Source organism: Streptococcus sp. UMB0029, assembly GCF_002871495.1.
Lineage (GTDB): Bacteria > Bacillota > Bacilli > Lactobacillales > Streptococcaceae > Streptococcus.
Genome location: NZ_PNGD01000010.1, coordinates 73,088 through 97,261 on the forward strand (window position 1 = coordinate 73,088; position 24,174 = coordinate 97,261).

Here is a 24,174-nt window from a genome sequence, read left to right on the forward strand (position 1 = left end):
AGGCTCCTACTGATTCTTGGGATGATGAGGAAGATGTGTTGCATATTCGTCTTTATTAACCTGGCGTCCGCGACCAATAGCAATCGCATCTGCTGGCACGTCTTTGGTAATAGTTGAACCAGCTCCAACGAGGGAATTGTCACCAAGTTCTACTGGTGCAATAATGGTTGAATTTGAACCAACAAAGACATTGTTACCAATGACTGTCTTGTATTTGTTTTTGCCATCGTAGTTGACTGTAATAGTTCCTGCACCGAAATTAACATGGCTACCCACTTCACAGTTTCCGATATAGGTCAAATGACCAGCCTTAGTATTCTCACCGATTGAAGAACCTTTCACCTCAACAAAGTTTCCAATATGGACTTGGGCAGCTAGACTTGAACCTGGACGAATGTGGGCATAAGGTCCGACAGTCACTCCATCTGCAACACTGCTTTCCTCAATCATAGAGTTAGTAATGACAGCTCCTGCTCCGATAGTGCTATCCACTACATAAGTACCGTTTGTCAAAACAGTCTCAGAACCAATTTTCGTTTGCCCTTTCAAGGTAACATTGGCTTCGAGTTGAACTTCAGGAGCAATCTCAACATCAATATCGATATAAGTTGCTTCTGGATTAACAAAGCTAACGCCATTAACCATGTGCTGATGATTGATGCGACGACGCATCACTGACTCAGCAGTCGCAAGAGCCACACGGTCGTTTACCCCAAGACTTTCATCAAAATCTTTCAAAGTATAAGCGCCAACTTTTTCACCAGCTTCACGGAAAATGCCAATGACATCTGTAATGTAATATTCGCCTTGAGCATTGTTGGTATTGATATTTTTCAAAGCTTCAAACAAACGCTCGTTATCAAAAACGTAAGTTCCAGTGTTGATTTCCTTGATTTGCTTTTCAAAATCTGTGGCATCCTTCTGCTCCACAATGCGCAGAACTTCAGCATTGTCATTACGAACAATTCGTCCATAGCCAAAAGGATTATCCGTTTCAGCAGTCAAGATAGTCGCCACATTTTTATGATTGATATGGAAATCAATCAAGTTTTTCAAACTTTCACCTGTGATTAAAGGAGTATCTCCTGCGATGACCAAGGTGTGACCTGACAAACCTTCTAAGATTGGCTCTGTCATCATAACTGCATGGCCAGTACCCAACTGTTCAGATTGAGTCACAAATTCTGTCTGTCCAGCCAAGACCTCTTCAACCAATTCCGCCTTGTGTCCTACAACTGTTACTGTCTTTTCAGGTTGGATAGCTCCCACACTACGGAAAACATGTTCCAACATAGAAATACCCGCAACCTTATGCAACACTTTTGGCAAATCAGATTTCATACGAGTCCCTTTACCCGCTGCTAAAATAATGGCATAATTTGACATAATCTTCTCTTTTCTCTAGAAATTCCCTTTTATTATACCATATTTCAAATCATTCCGCGCTCTTGAATGAAAAAATGCTCCAAAGTCCTTTCCTTAACCCATTTTTTGAGTATTTTTTTTGATTTTTTTTCATTTTTAAGGTAAAATTATGAGATATGAGAAAGAAAATTAATCCGCTTATTTTGTTTGGTTTTTTTGGGATTATGATTTTCATTTTAATCCTGAATCGCCCTCGTTTTGAGAACCATCCTGTAAAAACAAAGTCAAATATCGCGCAAGTAGAGACTCAAGCGTTACATAATATAAATAAACCAGTAATTGATGTGTCTGGTTGGCAGCGTCCTGAGGAAATCAATTACGATACTCTCTCCCAAAACATTTCTGGAGCCATTGTTCGCGTCCATAGTGGTGCTCAAACATCCAAAGAGAACGATGCTTCCTATGTTAATGGTATTGATAAGGCCTTTAAAACCCATATCACTGAGTTTCAAAAACGAAATGTACCCGTTGGGGTCTATGCCTATGTTGCTGGAAAAAATGTCCAAGAAATGGAAAAGGCCGCTGAAGTTTTTTATAACGCTTCATCTCCATACAGCCCTAGCTACTATTGGCTAGATGTGGAAGACAAAACCATGTCCAATATGAACGAAGGGGTTGAAGCCTTTCGGGCAAAGCTAGAATCCCTAGGTGCTAAAAACATCGGAATCTACGTTGGAGTCTACTTCATGGAAGAACACAGTATTGATACAGATAAATTTACATCTGTTTGGATTCCTTCCTATGGTTCTGACTCAGGTTTTTACGAGGCAACTCCAAAGACTGATTTAGATTACGACATCCACCAGTACACTTCTAAAGGAAAAATTGCTGGCTTTGATCACGATTTGGATATCAACGTCATCTCTTCCTTAAAAAACAAAGAAGAAACCTTTAGAAAACTCTTTTTAAAACCTTAAAAGCATTTGTTTATCATTTGCTTTTTCTTTTTATTATAGATTGTGATACAATATAGTAAGGAGTTTTTGAAATTGAAATAGTTGGAGGAAATATATGCTCTCATGGTTAGCACGCCTTATTAAAGGGATTGTCATTGCTCTTGGATTTATCCTACCGGGAATTTCTGGAGGGGTTCTAGCAGCAATCTTAGGAATTTATGAACGGATGATTGGCTTTCTGGCCCATCCCTTTAAAGACTTTAAAGAAAATGTTTTGTACTTTATTCCAGTTGCCATCGGTATGCTTCTGGGAATTGGCTTATTTTCTTACCCGATTGAATACCTGCTTGAAAATTATCAGGTCTTTGTTTTATGGAGCTTTGCAGGGGCTATCATTGGTACTGTTCCTAGCCTCCTCAAAGAATCAACTCGAGAATCTGACCGAGACAAGTTTGATTTAGCTTGGTTCTGGGCAACCTTTATCATTTCTGGACTAGGGCTCTATGCCTTAAATTTTGTCGTTGGAACCTTAAGTACCAGCTTTCTTAACTTCGTCCTAGCAGGTGCACTACTAGCTCTCGGCGTATTGGTTCCTGGTCTCAGTCCATCAAACCTACTTTTGATTTTGGGTCTCTATGCTCCTATGTTGACTGGTTTTAAAACCTTTGACCTCTTGGGAACCTTCTTCCCGATTGGAATCGGAGCAGGCGCAACTCTCATTATTTTTTCAAAATTGATGGATTATGCCTTAAATAACTACCACTCACGCGTCTATCATTTCATCATCGGAATCGTCTTATCAAGTACTCTTTTAATCTTAATCCCAAATGCAGGAAACGCTGAAAGTATCCAATACATGGGGCTTTCACATGTCGGTTATGTCATCATCGCCTTCTTCTTTGCACTAGGAATCTGGCTTGGTATTTGGATGAGCCAATTGGAGGATAAGTATAAATAATGGCAAAAAAAGTTAAAATCAAAAAAACATTGGTGGAACAAATCCTGTCTAAAGCAGATATCCCACATCAGGGGATTCAAATCAATGCGCTTGAAGGAGAACTGCCTCAAGGTTATGAACGAGATCAGATTTTCAAAACCTTGGCTCTTTTGGGAGATAAAACAGGACCGATTATCGGAATTGTCCCTATCACTCAACACCTGTCAGAAAAGAAATTAGCTAAATTTTCTGGCAATAAAAAAGTGAGCATGATTCCACAAAAGGACTTAGAAAAAACAACTGGCTACATTCACGGAGCCAATAATCCTGTCGGTATTCGTCAGAAACACAATTACCCCATTTTTATCGATAAGATTGCTCTAGACTTGGATCAAATGATTGTCTCTGCTGGCGAACTTGGTCACAGCATTATCGTCGCACCACAAGACTTGGCTAGCTTTGTAAAAGCTGACTTTGCAGATATCTTGGAGGACAGTAAGTAATGAAACTCTACTTTATCCGCCACGGCCGTACAGTCTGGAATCAGGAAGGACGTTTTCAAGGTGCTAGTGGCGATTCTCCTCTTCTTCCTGAATCCATTGACACTCTCAAAAAACTCGGCCAGTATCTCAAGGAGATTCCTTTTGATCAGATTTATGCAAGTGATTTACCTCGAGCGGTCAAATCTGCTGAGATTATCCAAAGTCAACTTCAGATGCCTTGTCCTTTAGAAAGTGTTCCTAATCTCCGTGAATGGCAGCTGGGGAAATTAGAAGGATTAAAAATCGCAACCTTGGAAGCTATTTACCCGCAACAAATCAAAGCTTTCCGTACGAATCTTGCTAAATTTGACACTCAAATGTTTGGAGCCGAATCCCTCTATAGCACAACAAAACGGACCATCCAATTTATCAAATCACTCAAAGATAGTCCAGCTGAGCGTATTCTAATTGTCGGCCACGGCGCCAATCTTACTGCCAGTCTTCGTACTCTACTAGGCTATAAAGAACCTCTTCTTCGTAAAGATGGTGGTCTAGCAAATGCCAGCCTGACAATTTTAGAAACCCATGATTTTGAAACATTCACTCTCGATACGTGGAATGATACCTCCTATCAATAACAGAACTTGATTTTATACTCAATGAAAATCAAAGAACAAACTAGAAAACTAGCCGCAGGCTGCTCAAAGCACTGCTTTGAGGTTGTAGATGAAACTGACGAAGTCAGCTCAAAACATGGTTTTGAGGTTGTAGATGAAACTGACGAAGTCAGTAACATATCTACGGCAAGGCGACGTTGACGTGGTTTGAAGAGAATTTCGAAGAGTATTAGCGTCAAGTTCTTTTTAGTTTTTAAAGATTATCCGTGAATTTCTTGACTATTTATGATAAAATGGGAGTATCGCAAAAAATGACTCATCGTATTCAATTTTGAGTAAAACTAGGAGGATCCCATGTCAACAGAACATATGGAAGAACTAAATGACCAGCAGATCGTTCGCCGTGAAAAAATGGCTGCGCTTCGTGAACAAGGAATCGATCCCTTTGGAAAACGCTTTGAACGTACTGCTAACTCTCAAGAATTAAAAGATAAATATGCTGACCTCGATAAAGAACAATTACACGATAAAAACGAAACAGCTACTATCGCAGGACGCTTGGTGACCAAACGTGGTAAAGGTAAAGTTGGATTTGCCCACCTTCAAGACCGCGAAGGCCAGATTCAGATTTACGTTCGTAAGGATGCTGTCGGTGAAGAAAACTACGAAATCTTCAAAAAAGCAGACCTTGGTGACTTCCTTGGTGTCGAGGGTGAAGTGATGCGTACAGATATGGGAGAACTCTCTATCAAGGCGACTCACATTACACACTTGTCTAAGGCACTTCGTCCACTTCCAGAGAAATTCCACGGTTTGACAGACGTTGAAACAATTTACCGTAAACGTTACCTGGACTTGATTTCTAACCGTGAAAGCTTCGAACGCTTTGTCACTCGTTCAAAAATCATCTCTGAAATTCGTCGTTACCTTGACCAAAAAGGCTTCCTTGAAGTGGAAACACCTGTTCTTCACAACGAAGCTGGTGGTGCTGCTGCCCGTCCATTTATCACTCACCACAATGCCCAAAACATTGACATGGTGCTTCGTATCGCAACCGAGCTTCACTTGAAACGCCTTATCGTTGGTGGTATGGAACGTGTCTATGAAATTGGCCGTATCTTCCGTAACGAAGGAATGGATGCTACTCATAACCCTGAATTTACTTCTATCGAAGTCTACCAAGCTTATGCAGATTTCCAAGACATTATGGACTTGACTGAGGGTATTATCCAACACGCTGCTAAATCAGTCAAAGGCGACGGCCCAGTTAACTATCAAGGTACTGAAATCAAGATTAACGAGCCATTTAAACGTGTTCATATGGTGGATGCTATCAAAGAAATTACTGGTGTCGATTTCTGGCAAGATATGACTTTGGAAGAAGCCAAAGCTATCGCTGCGGAGAAGAAAGTTCCAGTTGAGAAACACTACACTGAAGTTGGTCACATTATCAATGCCTTCTTTGAAGAGTTCGTTGAAGAAACCTTGATTCAACCAACCTTTGTCTATGGACATCCAGTAGCTGTATCTCCACTCGCGAAGAAGAATCCTGAAGACGAACGCTTTACAGACCGTTTCGAGCTCTTCATCATGACTAAGGAGTACGGTAATGCCTTTACTGAGCTCAACGACCCAATCGACCAACTTAGCCGTTTCGAAGCCCAAGCTAAAGCCAAAGAACTTGGTGACGATGAAGCGACAGGTATCGACTACGACTACATCGAAGCTCTTGAATATGGTATGCCACCAACAGGTGGTTTGGGAATCGGTATCGACCGTCTCTGCATGCTCCTCACTGATACAACCACTATCCGTGATGTATTGCTCTTCCCAACAATGAAATAAGCTCTTATCCTCTGGTACTTGCCAGAGGTTTTTTTACAGTAAAAAGAAATAGACTGAAGTTTTCACCTCAGTCTATTTTTCTATCAGACTTCAGAAAAGAAGTTTCTTTCTTAGTCTTCTTTTTTCTTACGAGCTACGAGTCCGAATGCACCCAACATTCCAAGAAGTCCAAGACTAGCTAGACCAGCCTTATCTTCTGTACCAGTATTTGGTAATTCCTTCTTATCATTGGATACGGTTGTTTCAGCTACTTGTTTAGAATCTGTAGAACTTGTCTGAACCGGAGTAGCTACTGGTTTTTCTGGACTTGTAGGAGTCTCTGGAGCACTTGGTTGCTCTTGATTGATTGGTTTTTTCACTTTCTTATAGTGATGTAGTGTATTTCCTTTAGCATCCGTTGTTGAATGACTAAATTCATATCCTTCCAACTCTATTGGATTGTGTTTTCCTTCTTTATCTGAAGTAATTCGGTTACCATTTTCATCAAGATATTCCGTTACAATCTGAACAGTTGAACCACCATTTTGAGCAATTGCTCCGCCACCATTTTGTGATTTAGGTGTTACTGTTACAGGAACTTCCACTGTAATAACTTTGCCATTTGGCAATTCAATCGTTACCTTAACTGGATCTTTCTTACCTGGCGTTGTTAAGTCTGGAATGTTTGCAACATTCGTTACTTTACCACCTTCTGGAATCTTAATTCCTTTTGTGTAATCCTCTGGGGTTAACGGTGTTGGGGTTACTGGTGTTTCAATTTCCTTAACTGGAGTAACAGTTACTGGAACTTCCACTGTAATCACTTTGCCATTTGGCAACTCTACTGTTACCTTAACTGGATCTTTCTTACCTGGCGTTGTTAAGTCGGGAATGTTTGCAACATTCGTTACTTTACCACCTTCTGGAATCTTCATTCCTTTTGTGTAATCCTCTGGGGTTAACGGTGTTGGGGTTACTGGGGTTTCAATTTCCTTAACTGGAGTAACAGTTACTGGAACGTCCACAGTATAAGATTTACCATTTGGTAATGTAATCGTTACTTTTACAGGTGTTTTTTCACCTGGCGTTGTTAAGTCTGGAATGTTTGCAACATTCGTTACTTTACCACCTTCTGGAATCTTAATTCCTTTTGTGTAATCCTCTGGAGTTAACGGTGTTGTGGTTACTGGTGTTTCAATTTCCTTAACTGGAGTAACAGTTACAGGAACTTCCACTGTAATAACTTTGCCATTTGGCAATTCAATCGTTACCTTAACTGGATCTTTCTTACCTGGCGTTGTTAAGTCTGGAATGTTTGCAACATTCGTTACTTTACCACCTTCTGGAATCTTAATTCCTTTTGTGTAATCCTCTGGGGTTAACGGTGTTGGGGTTAACGGTGTTGGGGTTACTGGTGTTTCAATTTCCTTAACTGGAGTAACAGTTACTGGAACGTCCACTGTAATAACTTTGCCATTTGGCAATTCAATCGTTACCTTAACTGGATCTTTCTTACCTGGCGTTGTTAAGTCGGGAATGTTTGCAACATTCGTTACTTTACCGCCTTCTGGAATCTTAATTCCTTTTGTGTAATCCTCTGGGGTTAACGGTGTTGTGGTTACTGGTGTTTCAATCGGTGTTGGTTTTGTTTCAACTACTTTAATAGTAGCTGGAACTTCAACTAACACTTTTCCATCTTTATCTTTTACAACTACTGTAACTGGTTTATCCCCTGGAGTTGTTCCATCATATGGAGTTGTTTGTCCTTCTGGAACTTTGTATTCGAATGTTGAACCTTCTGGATAGTCACTTGGTGTGATACTATCTTCAGCTTTAGGTTTATCTTTATCTTCAGCATTTACTGGAGTTAATTGTTCTTTGCCTTGAACGACTTTAATCTTCGCAGGTACTTCTACAATTGTATCTCCATCTGAATCTTTCACGACTACAGTAACGTCTTTTTCACCTGGTGTTGATCCATCATATGGAGTTGTTTGTCCTTCTGGTGTCTTGTACTCAAATGTTGTTCCTTCTGGATAATCATCTGGTGTAATGCTACCTTGTGGTTTTGGTTTCTTATCACTTTCAGCATTGACTGGGACATATTGTGTCTTAGGTTCTACAACAACAATCTTAGCTGGAATTTCTGTAATTGGTAGTCCATTTAACTTCGCTACAACTGTTACATCTTTTTCTCCTGGTGTTGTTGTATCTACTGGAGTGTTATCTTTATATTCAAATGTTGTTCCAGTTGGGAAATCATTCGGATTAATGTTCTCTTTCGGATCTGGTTGTTTCTTAGTTGGATCTACTGGGACATATTTAGGATAACTTTCCACTACACGTACTGTAGACGGTACTTCAACTAATACCTTATCCCCTTGTTTCACAACAACAGTAACTTTCTTATCACCTGGTGTAGATGTATCTACCTCTTCTTTGTACTCAAATGTTGCATCTTCTGGGTAATCATTTGAATCAATACTATCTTCAGGTGATGGTTGTTTCTTACCTTCATCCACTGGAACGATTTGTAGATTTCCTTGTACAACCTTCACTTTTGTTGGTACTTCAACAAGTTTATCTTCGCCATCTTTCGCAACGACAACTACATCTTTTTCTCCTGGTGTAGTCGTATCTACTGGAGTCTTGTATTCAAATGTTGTTCCATCTGGATATTGTTCTGGATCAATACTCTTAGATGCATCTGGTTGTGGTTTGCTTGGATCTGCTACTACGTATTGTGTCTTAGGATCTACTACCACTACTTTTGCAGGAACTTCTGCAATTGGTTGACCATTTAGCTTCGCTACAACAGTTACATCTTTTTCTCCTGAAGTTGTTGTATCTACTGGTGTCTTGTACTCAAATGTTGTTCCTTCTGGATAGTCTCCTGGAATGACACTGTCTTTTGCCTCTGGTTGTTTCTTAGTTGGATCTGCTACCACAAATTGAGGTGTGCTACCTACTACACGTACTGTAGATGGTACTTCTACAAGTACCTTATCTCCTTGTTTCACAACAACAGTAACTTTCTTATCACCTGGTGTAGAGGTATCTACTTCTTCTTTATACTCAAATGTTGCATCATCTGGGTAATCATTCGAATCAATACTATCTTCAGGTGATGGTTGTTTCTTACCTTCATCTACTGGAACGATTTGTGGATTTCCTTGTACAACCTTCACTTTTGTTGGTACTTCTACAAGTGTATCTCCATCTGAATCTTTCACGACTACAGTAACGTCTTTTTCGCCTGGTGTAGTCGTATCTACTGGAGTCTTGTATTCAAATGTTGTGCCATCTGGGTATTGTTCTGGATCAATACTCTTAGAAGCATCTGGTTGTGGTTTGCTTGGATCTGCTACTACGTATTGTGTCTTAGGTTCTACAACAACAATCTTAGCTGGAATTTCTGTAATTGGTTGCCCGTCTAATTTCGCTACAACTGTTACATCTTTTTCTCCCGGAGTTGTTGTATCTACTGGTGTCTTGTACTCAAATGTTGTTCCTTCTGGATAGTCTCCTGTAGTAACACTGTTTTTCGCTTCTGGTTGTTTCTTAGCTGGATCTGCTACCACAAATTGTGGTGTGCTACCTACTACACGTACTGTAGATGGCACTTCAACAAGTACCTTATCTCCTTGTTTCACAACAACAGTAACTTTCTTATCACCTGGTGTAGATGTATCTACTTCTTCTTTATACTCAAATGTTGCATCATCTGGGTAATCATTCGGATCAATACTATCTTCAGGTGATGGTTGTTTCTTACCTTCATCTACTGGAACGATTTGTGGATTTCCTTGTACAACCTTCACTTTTGTTGGTACTTCTACAAGTGTATCTCCATCTGAATCTTTCACGACTACAGTAACGTCTTTTTCGCCTGGTGTAGTTGTATCTACTGGAGTTTTGTACTCAAATGTTGTGCCATCTGGGTATTGTTCTGGATCAATGCTCTTAGAAGCATCTGGTTGTGGTTTGCTTGGATCTGCTACTACGTATTGTGTCTTAGGATCTACTACCACTACTTTTGCAGGAACTTCTGCAATTGGTTGACCATTCAGCTTAGCTACAACAGTTACATCTTTTTCTCCTGAAGTTGTTGTATCTACTGGTGTCTTGTACTCAAATGTTGTTCCTTCTGGATAGTCTCCTTGAGTGATACTGTCTTTTACCTCTGGTTGTTTCTTAGTTGGATCTGCTACGACAAATTGTGGTGTGCTACCTACTACATGTACAGTTGCTGGTACTTCAACGATTGTGTTTCCTTGTGGATCAAGCACTTCAACAACCACGTTCTTATCTCCAGTTGTTGTTACATCGATTGGACTTGTTTGTCCATCTGGAGTTTTGTATCTAAATCTAGAACCTTCTGGATAATCTGTTTTATCGATGCTCTTCTCTGGATCTGGTTGTTTGTTGTTTTCATCCACTGGGACAATTTGTGGTACACCTTCAACTACTGTAACTGGGACTTTAACAGTTGTTGTTTTTTCTTGACCATCTACAGTATATTTAACAGTTACATCCACTTCAGTATCATCTGTTAAGTCAGGAACTGTTACTGGAGCTGTTTTATCAATCTCAACTCTAGCACCTTGTGGTAGTTTACCTGTAAATGTTCCATCAGCAATCGCTTTTTCAGCTTGAGCAAGCACTTTTTCTTTTGCTTTATCTTTATCGCCATTTTTAGGAACAAGAATTTCATCAGCTTCTGGTTTTGGTAAAACTGTTACTGGAACACTTACTGTTTCTGTTAATTTTCCATTGTCATATGTTACTGATACGTCAACTTTAACGTCTGTGGCTCCTGCTTTACCTGCTGTTTCTGGTAAAGCAGTTTCTGCTGGTGTTCCCACTGTACCTCCAGTAACTGGAGTTACTGCTCCCTTCGCTTGCTCTGCTGTTGGTTTTTCACCTTCGAACACAACGATTTTACTTGGTGTTGAGCTTACTACTGTTACTGGTACACTAATTGTATCTTCTGCTACTACAGTACCTGTTGCGTCTTTATATTGTACTTTTACTGGTACATTACCTTTATCACCATTAGAATCTGTTGCTGGAACAGTATATGTTTGATTTGGATCTAATTCTACTGTAACTCCTGATGGTAGTGTTAATTTACCAAGTGCAGCTTGTGCTTTTTCTTTTACAGTTGTTGTTAGGTTGTCACTAGTTGTATCTTTTAATGTGATTACTTTTTCTGGTGTTGCTTTTGGTAATACTTCAACTGGTACATTTACAGTTTCATCTCCTGTTGGATATGTTACTGTTGTTGGTACAGTTACATCTTTTGCTCCTACTTTACCTGTTGTGTCTGGTAATCCTGCTTCTGATGGAGCGTTTACTGTTCCTCCAGTACCTGGTGTTACAGCATTCTTAACTTTCTCAGCATCTGGTTTTGTGCCTTCTACAGTGTAAACTGTTTTTGGCTCTGAACCTAATACATTAACCGTAATTTCTGCATCTTTTGTATAAGTTGTTCCATCTACTGAATAAGTTACTGGAACTTTAACGATTCCTTTGTTTGTTCCTTTTTCTGCGGTCATTGTTGCTAAAACTTCTTCTGTAATCTCACCAATCACTACATCTTTAGAACCTTCTGGTAATTTTCCTTTGAAGCCTGCTTCTTCTACTAATGCTGACGCTTTTGCTTTTGCTACTTCTTTTACTTTATCTACGGTTGCCCCTTTAGGTACTTCTACCTCACCAGTTGCTTTTGGTAAAACTGTTACTGGTACTTTCACTGTTTCGGTTATCTTACCATTGTCATAAGTTACTGGTACGTCAACTTTAACGTCTGTGGCTCCTGCTTTACCTGCTGTTTCTGGTAATGTTGTTGGTTCACCTTTTGTACCATCTGTTCCTGGTGTTACAGCTGCTTTCGCTTGCTCTGCTGTTGGTTTTTCACCTTCGAATACGACAATTTTACTTGGAGTTGAGCTTACTACTGTAACTGGGACTAAAATAGTATCTTCTGCTACTACTGTACCTGTGCTGTCTTTGTATTGTACTTTTACTGGTACTGCTGTTTTATCACCATTAGAATCCGTTGCTGGAACAGTATAATTTTGATTTGGAACTAATTCTACTGTAACTACTGATGGTAAAGTCAATTTACCTAGTGCAGCTTGTGCTTTTTCTTTCACTGCTGTTGTTAGGGTGTCACTAGTTGTATCTTTTAATGTTGTTACTTTTTCTGGTGTTGCTTTTGGCAATACTTCTACTGGGACTTTTACAGTTTCTGTTCCACTTGGATACGTTACTGTTGTAGTTGCAGTTACATCTTTAGCTCCAACTTTCCCTGTTGTTTCTGGTAAATCAGTTTCTGTTGGTGTTCCTACAGTTCCTCCAGTACCTGGTGTTACGGCATTCTTAACTTTCTCAGCATCTGGTTTTGTTCCTTCTACAGTGTAGACTGTTTTTGGTTCTGAACCTAATACATTAACCGTAATTTCTGCATCTTTTGTATAAGTTGTTCCATCTACTGTGTATGTTACTGGAACTTTAACGATTCCTTTGTTCGTTCCTTTTTCTGCAGTCATTGTTGCTAAAACTTCTTCTGTAATCTCACCAACCACTACATCTTTAGAACCTTCTGGTAATTTAGCTTTGAAATCAGCTGATGTTGCTACTTCTGTCGCTTTTGCTTTCGCTACTTCTTTAACTTTATCTACTGGGGCTCCTTTTTGTACTTCTACTTCACCAGTTGCTTTTGGTAACACCAACACTGGAACTGTTACTGTTTCAGGAAGTACAACATTTCCCTTCGTATAAGATACTGTTGTTTCAACATTAATTACTTGTCCAGCTTTACCAGTTGTTGTAGGCAGATTTTGAACATTATTTGTTGTAGCTGTATATCCAGGAATTGTAGCAGGAGTTATTTTCCCCTTAATATCATCATTTTGGATTGTATCTCCTTCAAAAACAACTTTCTGTTGCTTAGTAGATGCCACTACATTCACATTAATGTCTATTTGATTATTAAATTTCTTACTTCCAACAGTGTGAATAACTGGTACTTTTAGAGTTCCACTATTTTCTTTTACAGCAGCTGTAGAATAACCTTGTACCATTGCAATTAAACTTGTTTCACTTAAATTTAGAGCAGCAGTAGCTTTTAATGTTGCTAATTTTTCTCTATAAGCTTCTGAATTTAGTAATTCTTCAGCACTTACTGTTGCTGCTTCTTTTGCTTTTTCAAAAGTTGTTCCAACTGGTACAGTTATAGTGCTATTTCCTGTCATAGAATCAATATAAATACTACGATTATATTTATAGTCTGGATTATCGGAAGTTTCTAAACTATTAGCATTTACATTCACTGGAGTATTATATCTATCCGCACCAACTATTCCATACGGTAAGATCATATTTCCTAATTTATCTTTTCCTCCAAATCCATTTTTCCCTACTACCTCAAATGTTGCTTCTCCGACAAAATCAGGCGTTACTTCAAATGGGATCGAAACAGTGTTGGATTTACCACTTGTTGGATTAATATCTCGTTTTGGTAAATCAATTTTAAAAGTAAGTTCTCGTGTATCTTTGTTATATTTAAAGTCATAAGTATAACTTGGAGCAAATAAACTTTTGCCATTTACTTCATTCAAGTCTGTCCCTTGTAATGTACCTAACTTAACACCTTTAGGAACTTTCAACGTAACTTCATACTTAGTCTGATATACTACTCCTACTCCACCATTATTACTTAGCGTTACATTAAACGTTCCTTTTTGAGCATTTTTATAAATAGAATCATCTGTATAACCATATGCTTCTTTATCTCTACCTGAAACAACTGTCGTCGTTAAAGTCAGTGCTGGTCCTGGAGTTAATCCTAGTCCTGCAACTATATATCCATCTTCAACCTTATGACCATTCAAGTAATCAGAAGTTGTTGGCTGATCTCCTGCTTCTACAAATACACGTACCTTAGTCGTCCCTTCAGGCACTTTTACTACACGCCATAATGCAGCAAAACCATCCGAATCTGATCCAGGTTGTCCAATAAATTCTGTATCTGAAGCTTTTCCATCTTTTCTAGTTAATTCTGATAATGGTTGACCTGTATATGCATCAACTATTTTCATTTTTATTTTTTCACCTGTTGAAGACAAACCTAATTTACCATAAGCACTAGAAAAGACAAGATTAGCATACAAATGAGAGTTAGGGTTTACGTCGAAATCTTTATAGATAGTTGTTCCTTGTTTTTTTAATTCTACATAATAATCTTTATTAACTTTTCCTATACTTCCATTTCCCAAACGATCAGTACTAATCATATAATTTAGTACTCCACCACCAGCGTTTGGTCTGCCTTGACCACCAGTAGCTGTAACATGACCGTTATTATCATAAACTTTTGCTGGTTTTGGTGCATATGTGGTTGCTGATTGTCCTTCTTTATATTCTATATCAGTAGGTGCTTCTGGTTTAACAATATTTACGGTGTTTGCACCTTCTTTATCAACAATCTTCCAGCCGCCCAAAGCTCCTGCTTTAGCTTCATCAACCGTTATTTCTTTTTGTTTCCAATGATAAGTTGCTGAACCCAAATTAATAGCACCACGTATACCAGAAGCTTGATTTTCTGCACGTTTTGTATGTGATGTAGCATTTGAAAAGTCAGGCGTTCCAAAAGTATCATTTAAATTACTAATTACTGCATCAGATGGATTATTCCCATAATTTGCTAAGTGATTATTGGCTGGTGCTCCCCAATCTAATTTTTTAGCTTGGTATAGTTTCAATAAATCTACTTTATCTTTTAACTCTTGTAAAAGTGCATGCTTTTCTTTTTCTGTTGTTGGGATGTTGTTCCCTTTATTTCTAACAGCTTGTGCAGACTCTTTTACCTGTGTTAGTATTCCTACGAACTCTTTATCTGTTTGCCCTTCTCCTTTAGCATTTTCAGCAGAGATTAAAGATTCAACTTTTGCGATTTCCGCCTCTAATTCAGAAGCTTTTTGTGTAATATCATTCGTATTTACAGCAACAGGATTTTCAGTACCATCTGCAACCGTACCTGTATCTCTAAACTCACTTTCCCCTTTTCCAGGAATGGCTTGTCCATTTCTTGGATTTTGGTTTTTGTTTACTTTTGTTGTTTCTGATTTGATACTGTTTAAAATGACAAGGTTACTTGAAAGTTGTTTAGCCAATGCATTAACTTTTGCCTGTGTTTTTGTATCATCATTTAAAAGCTCTTTTGCTTTATTAACCAAGTTTTTAGCATCATCAATGACTGATTTTGTTTTCTTGCCTTCGGTTAATTGACTCAATCGACTTTCAGCTTTAGCAACTAAATCTTCTAATGATGCGGTATTAATAACAACTTTTTCTGTCACTACATTTGGAGTTTCAACTGGACTTGCTTGTGTGTTAGTCGCAGACTCTTTAGCAGAACTAGTTTGTTGTCCATCGGTCGCTTTACCAGTAGCAGATGCTTGTCCAACAACCTCCTTAGAGGGTTCCGGGGACTTATCATTTAGATTTTGAGGATTTTGAACTTCTCTAGTTTCTGGATTAGTTGCTTGTTCAGCCGCTTGGACGCTTCCTCCACCAAGGAAAAACAATCCAGTAGCTACAGCTACACTAGCCGCACCGAAACTAACCTTACGAATACTGTAACGTGTGAATTTCTCCACTTGCGATTGGCGAACATGACGCCCTTTGGGTTTAAACATTCCCTTACTCCTTTTTCTGACAAATGTCAGTTAATATATATAGGAAGGCTAAAAACAACAAGCCCCCCCCCCCCTCAAATATATTTGTATATTTAAAGGTTCTTATTAAAATTATACCCTTTAATCCTTTATAAATCAAGTATTTCGGTTTTTCAGAAGATAATATATTAATTTTATCAGATTGTTAATTATAATATATTTAAAATATAAATAATATCTATATTGTTGATGTTTTTTATATATTTTATTTTTCTTCCTTCACTTCTTTGGTTGCTACATCATCACCAAACCATTTTTTGCTAATTTCTTGGAACTTACCATCCTTATAAAGATTAGAAAATCCTTCATTTATTTTTTTAACCAGAGTTGTATCTTCCTTACGTGCTCCAACCGCAAAATCTTCTGTCTCTAGTCCAACTGTAAAGACATTATAATCGTTTAAAACGCCTTCTGCTTCTAAATAATAGTTTGCATAGACACGATCAATTAATAGACCATCAATTCGATCGTTTTTCAAATCAATCAAGGCTTCATTAAAGGTTTGGTATTGATTCGCTTTATTATTAGCAACAATATCCTTCAAAATCGCTGGATTTGCTTCAAAGTCCTCATAACCAGATGAACCAGCTTGAGCTCCTAATGTCTTTCCAGCCATATCCTTTGCAGTCGTGATACCTGAAGATTTCTTAGTCACCAATACCTGCTCATTCTTCATATATGAGTTACTGAATGCTACCTTTTCACGGCGTTCATCTGTAGCAGAATAACCATTCCAAATCAAATCAATTGTTCCTTTTGTCAATTCAGCTTCTTTCAAATCCCAATCAATCGGTTGCCAATTTACCGTAATGCCATATTTTTCAAAAACAGCTGTAGCTAAATCAATATCAAATCCTGCATAGGAACCATCTTTCTGAGCAAATCCCATTGGAACAAAAGTACTATCAAATCCAATAGTAATAGACTTGTTAGACTCGTACTTAGACCAATTATCTCCACTAGTTTCACTAGCATTTTTCCCACAAGCTACTAAGAACAAAGCAGTCATTAGACTGACTAATATAAGCATCAATTTTTTCATCACTTTTTCCTCCTATTTAGGTTCTACTTTTAATAATACATCTGCAATATTTTCCGCAAACTGTAAATCATGGGTAACCACAATCTGGGTCATGCCAAGTTCTCTATTTTGCAAGATTAGTTTTTCCACTTCCAAGCGTAATTCTGGATCCAGTGCAGAAGTTGGTTCATCGTAACCAATGATTTCTGGGTCAATCATCATAGCACGTGCCAAAGCCACCCGCTGTTTTTGCCCACCTGATAGTGAGAATGGATAAGCATCTGCGTGCCCTGCTAACCCTAACTGTTCCAAGAGTCCACGCGCCTTCTGTTCAGCCTCATCCTGCTTCATTCCCATTGTTTTCACAGGCGATAAGGTCAAATTGTCTAAAACTGACAAATGAGGGAAAAGTTGAAAATCTTGGAATACAAATCCCAGTAGATTTCGCTTCTCCAATTCATCCAATTCTAAGGGTTCTCCATTATAAAAGATTTGACCTGAATCAATGGTTTCAAGACCTGCAAGCATGCGTAAGAGAGTCGTCTTACCTCCGCCAGAAGGCCCAACGATAGCTAGGATTTGCTTTTCAGGAATATTTAGACTGAAATCAGACAGGATTCGTTTGTCTCCGAATTTCTTATTGATATTTCGTAATTCTAACATGTCAACCTCCTATCTATAATAACTGTACTTCTTCTCAACTTTTTTGGAAATGATTGTCACAATCCCAATCAAAATCAAGTAAATGGCTCCTGCCAAGAACATGGGAACAAGGCTGGCATCACGGTTGGCAGCTGTTCGGCTTGCTAAGATAAGGTCTGAAATTCCTAGAGCGTAGACTAGAGACGTATCCTTGACCAAACTCATAACCTCATTAAATACACTAGGGAGAACAATCTTGGTCACCTGAGGCAAGATAATATAGCGCACTGTGTCAAAAGGACTAAACTTCAAGACCTTAGCAGCCTCATATTGACCTTTAGGGATGGTATCAATCCCCCCACGGAAGATTTCAGCAAAGTAAGCAGCATAATTCAAAACAAAGGCGATGATAGCCGCTGGAAGGCGATCCAAACGGATCCCAATGCTTGGTAGCACATAATAGATAAAGATCAATTGCAAGAGCAAGGGTGTCCCCCGCATAATCCAAATATAAATGTTAATCAGATGATGGAGGGGCTTCCAATGGACTTGCAAGGCAAAGGCAATCAAAACGCCCAAGGGAATAGAAAAAATCAAGACCAGTGCAAAAACCTGTAAAGTCATGCTTGCACCGCTCAATAAACTCGGTAATATCTCAAATAAATAAGACATACTGACACCTCCTTAAAATAATTGTCCCTATTATAGCATACATAAACTAAATTACAACTATTTTTATAAAAAAATTACATTGTTAACAAAAATAAAAACTATATCTTTCAAAATTGATAAGATATAGCTTTAAATCATTTTATTCCTGTAATCTCTCATACAGTTCTTGCATTTGCACATCATCTGGAACCAGTTTTAAGTAAGCTTGCGCATTGACTTTGGCTTCCTCAAAGTAGCCCAATTCACGCAAGAGATAGATATAGTGTTCTAGAAATTCTGGATTATCCTTTAAATCTCCTGCCAACTCTTGATAATGCTCATAAGCAGTATCCAAATCATCCAATTCTTGATAAGAGCGTGCAATCATCCACTTGGTCAAAAGATTTTCTGGCTCCTCGCTTTGCAAACCTAGAATATCCTCATAACGCTCCTGTTCTAGATAAATAGTGGCTAGACGGAGTAAGATTTCTTCTGTATCCTCAGCATCTTCTTTGGCAGTAAGGAGGTAGTTTTCTGCACCACTAGCATCATGCAATTCATAAGAGAATTGTGAAGCAACCAGCAAGAGTCTTGTTTCAAAGGGATTTTTCTCCAAGCCTTGCTTAGCAATACGTAGGGCTTCTTGAACTTGATGTTCCTTATGTAAGGCCTGACTATAGCCATACTCATAACCTTCAAAGTCAGGAGAAATGGTGTCAATCTGCTTAAAGTAGAGAACAGCTTTTTGGTATTCTTCTCGATCAAAGTAAAGACTAGCCAACTCAAAAGCTGTTAAGTCATCGTATTCTAACTCCAAGGCTTTCTCTAAAAACTCTATAGCCGTTTCAAATTTACCCAACTGAGCATAGGCAAAGCCAATTCGTTGATAGGTAGAAATGCCCGTTTGCTCATAAATCGAGCGGTTATCTAACTGGGCATAGCCTTGAATAGCCTCTTGGTAATTTTCCAACTCACTATCCAACTCTGCTAAGCCCAATATCAAGAGAGGATCTTCTGAGTAGGTCAAGGCCTCCAATAATTTCTCACGCGCCACATCTGTCAAACCTTCCATCTGGTAAAGGTCTGCCTTAAGGGCCAAAGCCGATACATACCAGTCACTGTTAGCTTGGATTTCCTCAAGATAAGCAAAGGCTTCTTCGATTTGACCATCTTCGCTAGCAATAGCTGCTAGATTAAGATGAACCTCTGGAAAATCCTCTACAATTTTCAGATAAATTTCCTTGGCCTGAGGATAAAAACCAATTCCTTCTAGATAGGTGGCTAACTCATAAAGAAGGTCACTTGGATCATTTTCTAAAGCTTTGACGAAATAATGCTCAACCTTGGTTAAATCTTGGTCCTCCAAAGCCTGTAACATCTGTTGACTATTGTTCACTCTTGACTTCCTCTCCCTCTAGTTCATATAGGCCACTGACTACCTTATACCATTCAAAAATTGCTGAAATGACAACCTTAGCAGAGGCATAAACTGGAATACCGAGTAAGACTCCCCAAATACCAAACATGGATCCTGAAGTTAACAGGACAAAGAGAACATTAATGGGATGGATGTTTAATTGACTTCCCAAAATCAGTGGAGAGACAAAACGGCCTTCAATAGTTTGTTCCACGATAAAGATAATCACCACTTTTAAAAGCATGACTGGCCCAGCAATCAAGCCCAATACTAGAGCAGGAAGCATGGCTAGAAAGCTACCAAGATAAGGAACCAGATTTAAAATACCAGCAGTAACACCCAGCGTAACCGCATAGCGTAGACCGATAATCTTGAAGAAGATGATAAACATTACTGCTACAATAATAGCCACTGTTACTTGCCCTCGAACATAGTTGGACAACTGTTGATTCACATCTGACAAAACCTGTCCTACAGGCTCCTTCAATTTCATCGGCATGAATTGGGTCAAATAGTTACGCAAGCCTTTCCCATCACGCAAGAGATAAAAGAGCATGAAAGGAACGATAATCAAGGCAACAATCACTTGAGAGGCCCCGCTAATAAAGGCACTCACCCAGTTGACTGCCTGAGATGAAACTTTACTTGCCCAAACTGTAGCCTGACTTGAGAAGTTTGTTAAAACTTGCTCTAATTGAGGTCTGAAATCATCTGGCAAACGCTTGGTCACCAAATCATTAATAACTCTGTCTGCATCTTCGAGATAGATTGGTACATTTCTTGCAAAGGTTAAAACTTGACGTTGCAGATTTGGAATAGCTACTGCCAAGCCCCAAATGATAAAGAGGGCGATGATCACAAAGACAATACTGATTGCGATGACACGATTAACCTTATGCTTCTCCAACCAATCAACAATAGGATTTAACAAATAATATAGCAGTCCAGATAGAATGACTGGCAACATCACAACTGCCAAAAAGTCTAAAACAGGTGAAAATAGAAAACTAATCTTACTTAAAATAAAAAGATTCAGTCCCAATAATAAGGTTACCAAAAATACCGTAATGGCCTTGTTATCCAAAAACCACTTGAAAAACCAAGATAGGCTAAAATGTTTCTCTTTTTGTTCCATAAATACTTCCTTTCTATCGTTCTCTCATTATATCATTTTTAGGAAAAAATAACTCTTTTTTAAAGTGCTTACATGGAGACAGCAACATAAAAAATCCCCTCAAAAGAGGAGATTCGATTAGTCTTGAATATGACGTTCTAAGTTCTTCTGATAATCTGCGTTTGATTTGGCTTTTTCTTCAGCAAATTTCTTGCGGAACTCATCCATTTCTTTAGTAGTGACAATCTTATCTTGGATTTTAAGGTATTTATAGCTAAGTTCACCAGTCTTATCACCTACCCAGCCATCTGCACCAGTACCTGGAACTTTCTTCGTTACGAGCATTTGGGCACCGTCTGACTGTGCAGGAATAACCAAGGCACTGTCTGTTAACCAAGCTTGAGCTTTTGCATATTTAGAATATCGTTTTTCAAGATCTGTTTTCTCACTATTAGCATCCGTGATTAACTCTTTAAACTTATCTAACCCAACCGCTTTGATTGCTGAGCTGTCTTTACCTGGTACTACACCTAGGGAACCAAGAAGGTTTGGTCCAGATGTTGGATCAAATATATCTAGATAAGTTGATGGATCTGCGTAATCAGGCCCCCATCCACTGTTTGCATTAATATCCCAGTCAGTATTGGTATTAGAAGTAGCTAGAACCGTCATACTTGCCAATTCATCATCAGAAACTTGTTGAATATCAACTATAACATTATCTGATCCAAGAGCTTCCTCGATAGATTGTTTATAAGATTGATATTGACGCACAAACTGTGGACGAGTAGAAGATACTGGAATATCTAAATGAATAGGGAACTGTACTCCATCAGCTTGAAGAGTTTTCTTGGCAGCTTCCAATTTAGCTTTAGCCTTATCTACATTATGAAGTGAATCCTGGGCATCATCAAGACTGACATCTTTCCATACACCATCTAATTTATCCAATTCTGCCTTAGCTACTTGCCCAAATGACTGCTCTCCTACTTGTACAAATGTTGGAGGTGTTAAACTTGTACGTAATTTACGCGGTGCTACTTCGTCCCCATATACTTGAGAGATTCCTGCTTTACGATCTGTAGCAAAAGCCAAAGCTTGACGGAAATCTTTGTTCAGCAAGGCCTTCTTAGTAGATGTTTTTTCTGCATCACTTGTTTTAGCGGTGTGATTGTAGGAAACACGGTCAATATTCGTCGAAATATAGAAAGTAGTTCCTTGTTGTTGACTATAAATAATGTTATCTTTGTATTTTTCTTTTAAGCGTTCATAGTTAGCAGAGTTTTTAAAGAGAGGAGCTGCAGGATAATTTCCTTCATCAAATCCACGTCCAAGAGAGTCAGCATCTTGACCATCAAAGAATGATAATTTGATATCATCAATAAAGACATTTTGTTTATCCCAATAATTTTGGTTTTTGGTCATTTCAATAGAAGATTTAGATGTAAGACCTGTGAGAAGATAAGCCCCATTGTATAGAATGCTTGTTATATCAGTCGCCTTACCAAAGTCATCTCCTTTAGAAGCTAAAAAGTCTTCGCTAACAGGAGCAAGAACTCCCATTGTTGTCTTCGAATTCCAGAAAGATTCTGGATGGTTTAAAGTATAGACTACAGTATAATCATCTGTTGCTTTTACACCAACAGTAGAAAAATCCGTTGTTTTCCCATTTACATAGTCATCTAATCCTTTAATAGAATCCTGTACAAGATAAAGTCCTTCTGATTTCTTGTCAGCTGCGTGTTTTAGACCAGTCACAAAATCCTGAGCCTTAACTTCCCCATATTCTTCGCCTTCATTGGTATACCACTTGATACCCTTACGAATTTTATAGGTATAGGTCAAACCATCTTTGGAAACCGTCCAATCTTCTGCAACTGATGGTACTAGATTCCCGTATTGATCATTTTCCAGTAGTCCATCAATGACATTACCAGTAATCTGTTTTGTAGACTTTTGCCCAGCAACTGTATAATCCAGACTCGCAGGATCTGATGAAAATACATAGGCATAAGTAACTGGTTTAGTTGCTTCTTTATTCCCATTACCAGATGAACAAGCTGCTAGAACAGCTGCTGAGAGTACAGCAACTCCAGCTGCTAAGAAAACACGTTTTTTCATAAAAAAACTCCTTTGCAATTTGTATAGGATTATTATAGCACTTTTCAAAAGGAAATCAAGCTAAATTTGATATTTTATTATACACATCTATGTGTTATAGAGTTCCTCCAACTACAGTTTTTGTGATATAATAGTCTTATCTTTATAAAGAGGTATAGTCATGAAAGAAACTGTTTATTTTGGAACTTATACACGTCGTACTTCCCAAGGGATTTACAAGGCAGACTTTGATACAGAAACTGGGCAGCTTTCAAATCTAGAACTTTTTGCTCCTGAACCAAGTCCAACCTATCTTGCTTTTGACCAGAAGCAACATCTATACACCGTTGGTAGTCAGGATGACAAGGGGGGCATTGCAGCCTATCAAACTGACGGAACCTTATTAAATCATGTCGTGGAAGAAGGAGCTCCCCACTGTTATGTTGCCGTTGATGAAAAGCGTGATTTAGTCTATGCAGCCAACTACCACAAGGGGCAGGTCCTTGTTTATAAACGTCAGGAAGATGGTAGTCTTCTACTTAGTGATGTGGATCAACACAGTGGCCAAGGTCCACATGAAAATCAAGCTTCACCCCATGTTCACTTTACAGACTTAACACCTGACCACTATCTAGTGACCTGTGATCTAGGTACTGACCAAGTCATCACCTATGACCTTGATCAAGAAGGGAAATTATCTAAGCTCTATACCTACAATAGTATTCCTGGAGCTGGTTCTCGTCATATCGTTTTCCATAACCACTATAAAATTGCTTATCTCATTTGTGAACTCAATAGCACTATTGAAGTTCTAATCTACGATGGTGTTGGCGAATTTGAACGCATGCAGGTCATTTCAACTCTACCAGAAGGTTACGAAGGTTTTAACGGAACTGCTGCTATTCGTCTCTCTAAAGACGGTAAATACCTCTATGCTTCTAACCGTGGCCATGATTCTATCGCAGTATATACAATTCTTGCAGACGGTAGCTTAGAATTGTTAGAAATCGTTCCTACTCATGGTCAGACTCCACGTGATTTTGATTTGACACCAGACCAAGAATTTGTCATTGCTGTCCATCAAGACTCTGACAATGCAACCGTCTTTAAACGCAATCCTGAAACTGGTCGTCTAGCAGAACTTTCTAACGACTTCCATGTACCAGAAGCAGTCTGCATCAGTTTTGCTCCTTAAGGAAACATAAAAAAAATGGCTCTATAATATTTGTAGTGGGTAAATCCCCTATAGATATTATGGAGCCTATTTTTGTGTAGAAAAAAAGTCCCATAAAATCTATAATGAAA

Annotated in this window: 15 protein-coding genes; 7 read left to right on the plus strand and 8 right to left on the minus strand. The window is 38.6% G+C overall.

Translation table 11 applies throughout. The annotated features are described in order from the left end of the window. Positions 1 to 6: 6 nt before the first annotated feature. A complete protein-coding gene (gene glmU, locus CJ239_RS08110; RefSeq protein ID WP_102211187.1) occupies positions 7 to 1,386 on the minus strand; it encodes a bifunctional UDP-N-acetylglucosamine diphosphorylase/glucosamine-1-phosphate N-acetyltransferase GlmU in 1,380 nt (459 codons plus the stop codon). Between the two features lie 155 nt (positions 1,387 to 1,541). On the opposite strand from glmU, the gene CJ239_RS08115 reads away from it, so the two are divergent. The 6 genes from CJ239_RS08115 (at position 1,542) to lysS (ending at position 6,202) form a co-directional block, all read left to right on the plus strand. Next, on the plus strand, positions 1,542 to 2,342 hold the full coding sequence (locus tag CJ239_RS08115) for a GH25 family lysozyme (protein ID WP_102211188.1): 801 nt from the start codon (positions 1,542 to 1,544) through the stop codon (positions 2,340 to 2,342). Positions 2,343 to 2,436: 94 nt separating this feature from the next. Further along, on the plus strand, positions 2,437 to 3,279 hold the full coding sequence (locus CJ239_RS08120; protein ID WP_102211189.1) for a DUF368 domain-containing protein: 843 nt from the start codon (positions 2,437 to 2,439) through the stop codon (positions 3,277 to 3,279). Further along, a complete protein-coding gene (locus CJ239_RS08125) occupies positions 3,279 to 3,761 on the plus strand; it encodes an aminoacyl-tRNA deacylase (RefSeq protein WP_102211190.1) in 483 nt (160 codons plus the stop codon). Before CJ239_RS08120 ends, CJ239_RS08125 begins: the two co-directional genes overlap by 1 nt. After that, positions 3,761 to 4,378, plus strand: a complete 618-nt coding sequence (locus CJ239_RS08130) for a histidine phosphatase family protein (protein WP_102211191.1) — start codon at positions 3,761 to 3,763, stop codon at positions 4,376 to 4,378. Before CJ239_RS08125 ends, CJ239_RS08130 begins: the two co-directional genes overlap by 1 nt. A gap of 21 nt (positions 4,379 to 4,399) precedes the next feature. Next, entirely contained in the window at positions 4,400 to 4,558 is a 159-nt protein-coding gene (locus CJ239_RS12235) for a hypothetical protein (protein WP_257994508.1), read from the plus strand. A gap of 153 nt (positions 4,559 to 4,711) precedes the next feature. Then, positions 4,712 to 6,202, plus strand: a complete 1,491-nt coding sequence (lysS, locus tag CJ239_RS08140; RefSeq protein ID WP_000102451.1) for a lysine--tRNA ligase — start codon at positions 4,712 to 4,714, stop codon at positions 6,200 to 6,202. Positions 6,203 to 6,312: 110 nt separating this feature from the next. Here lysS and CJ239_RS08145 read toward each other — a convergent pair whose 3' ends face one another. The 7 genes from CJ239_RS08145 to CJ239_RS08175 all read right to left on the minus strand — a co-directional run bounded on the left by CJ239_RS08145 (position 6,313) and on the right by CJ239_RS08175 (position 22,890). After that, positions 6,313 to 15,885: a Rib/alpha-like domain-containing protein gene (locus CJ239_RS08145; RefSeq protein ID WP_102211192.1), complete on the minus strand. Its 9,573-nt coding sequence runs from the start codon at positions 15,883 to 15,885 to the stop codon at positions 6,313 to 6,315. A gap of 244 nt (positions 15,886 to 16,129) precedes the next feature. Then, positions 16,130 to 16,966: an amino acid ABC transporter substrate-binding protein gene (locus CJ239_RS08150; RefSeq protein WP_102211193.1), complete on the minus strand. Its 837-nt coding sequence runs from the start codon at positions 16,964 to 16,966 to the stop codon at positions 16,130 to 16,132. Positions 16,967 to 16,978: 12 nt separating this feature from the next. Then, a complete protein-coding gene (locus tag CJ239_RS08155; protein WP_102211194.1) occupies positions 16,979 to 17,608 on the minus strand; it encodes an amino acid ABC transporter ATP-binding protein in 630 nt (209 codons plus the stop codon). A gap of 9 nt (positions 17,609 to 17,617) precedes the next feature. Next, positions 17,618 to 18,259 carry an amino acid ABC transporter permease gene (locus CJ239_RS08160; RefSeq protein WP_102211195.1) on the minus strand — a complete coding sequence of 214 codons (642 nt, stop codon included), beginning with the start codon at positions 18,257 to 18,259 and terminating at the stop codon, positions 17,618 to 17,620. 139 nt (positions 18,260 to 18,398) lie between these two features. Continuing rightward, complete coding sequence (locus CJ239_RS08165) at positions 18,399 to 19,634, minus strand: tetratricopeptide repeat protein (RefSeq protein ID WP_180958245.1); 1,236 nt, start codon at positions 19,632 to 19,634, stop codon at positions 18,399 to 18,401. After that, positions 19,624 to 20,790 (minus strand): AI-2E family transporter, encoded by a 1,167-nt coding sequence (locus tag CJ239_RS08170; RefSeq protein WP_102211196.1) that lies wholly within the window; start codon positions 20,788 to 20,790, stop codon positions 19,624 to 19,626. Before CJ239_RS08170 ends, CJ239_RS08165 begins: the two co-directional genes overlap by 11 nt. A gap of 117 nt (positions 20,791 to 20,907) precedes the next feature. Beyond that, on the minus strand, positions 20,908 to 22,890 hold the full coding sequence (locus tag CJ239_RS08175) for a peptide ABC transporter substrate-binding protein (RefSeq protein WP_102211197.1): 1,983 nt from the start codon (positions 22,888 to 22,890) through the stop codon (positions 20,908 to 20,910). Between the two features lie 160 nt (positions 22,891 to 23,050). On the opposite strand from CJ239_RS08175, the gene CJ239_RS08180 reads away from it, so the two are divergent. Next, positions 23,051 to 24,064 (plus strand): lactonase family protein, encoded by a 1,014-nt coding sequence (locus tag CJ239_RS08180; protein WP_102211198.1) that lies wholly within the window; start codon positions 23,051 to 23,053, stop codon positions 24,062 to 24,064. The last annotated feature ends 110 nt before the right edge of the window (positions 24,065 to 24,174 follow it).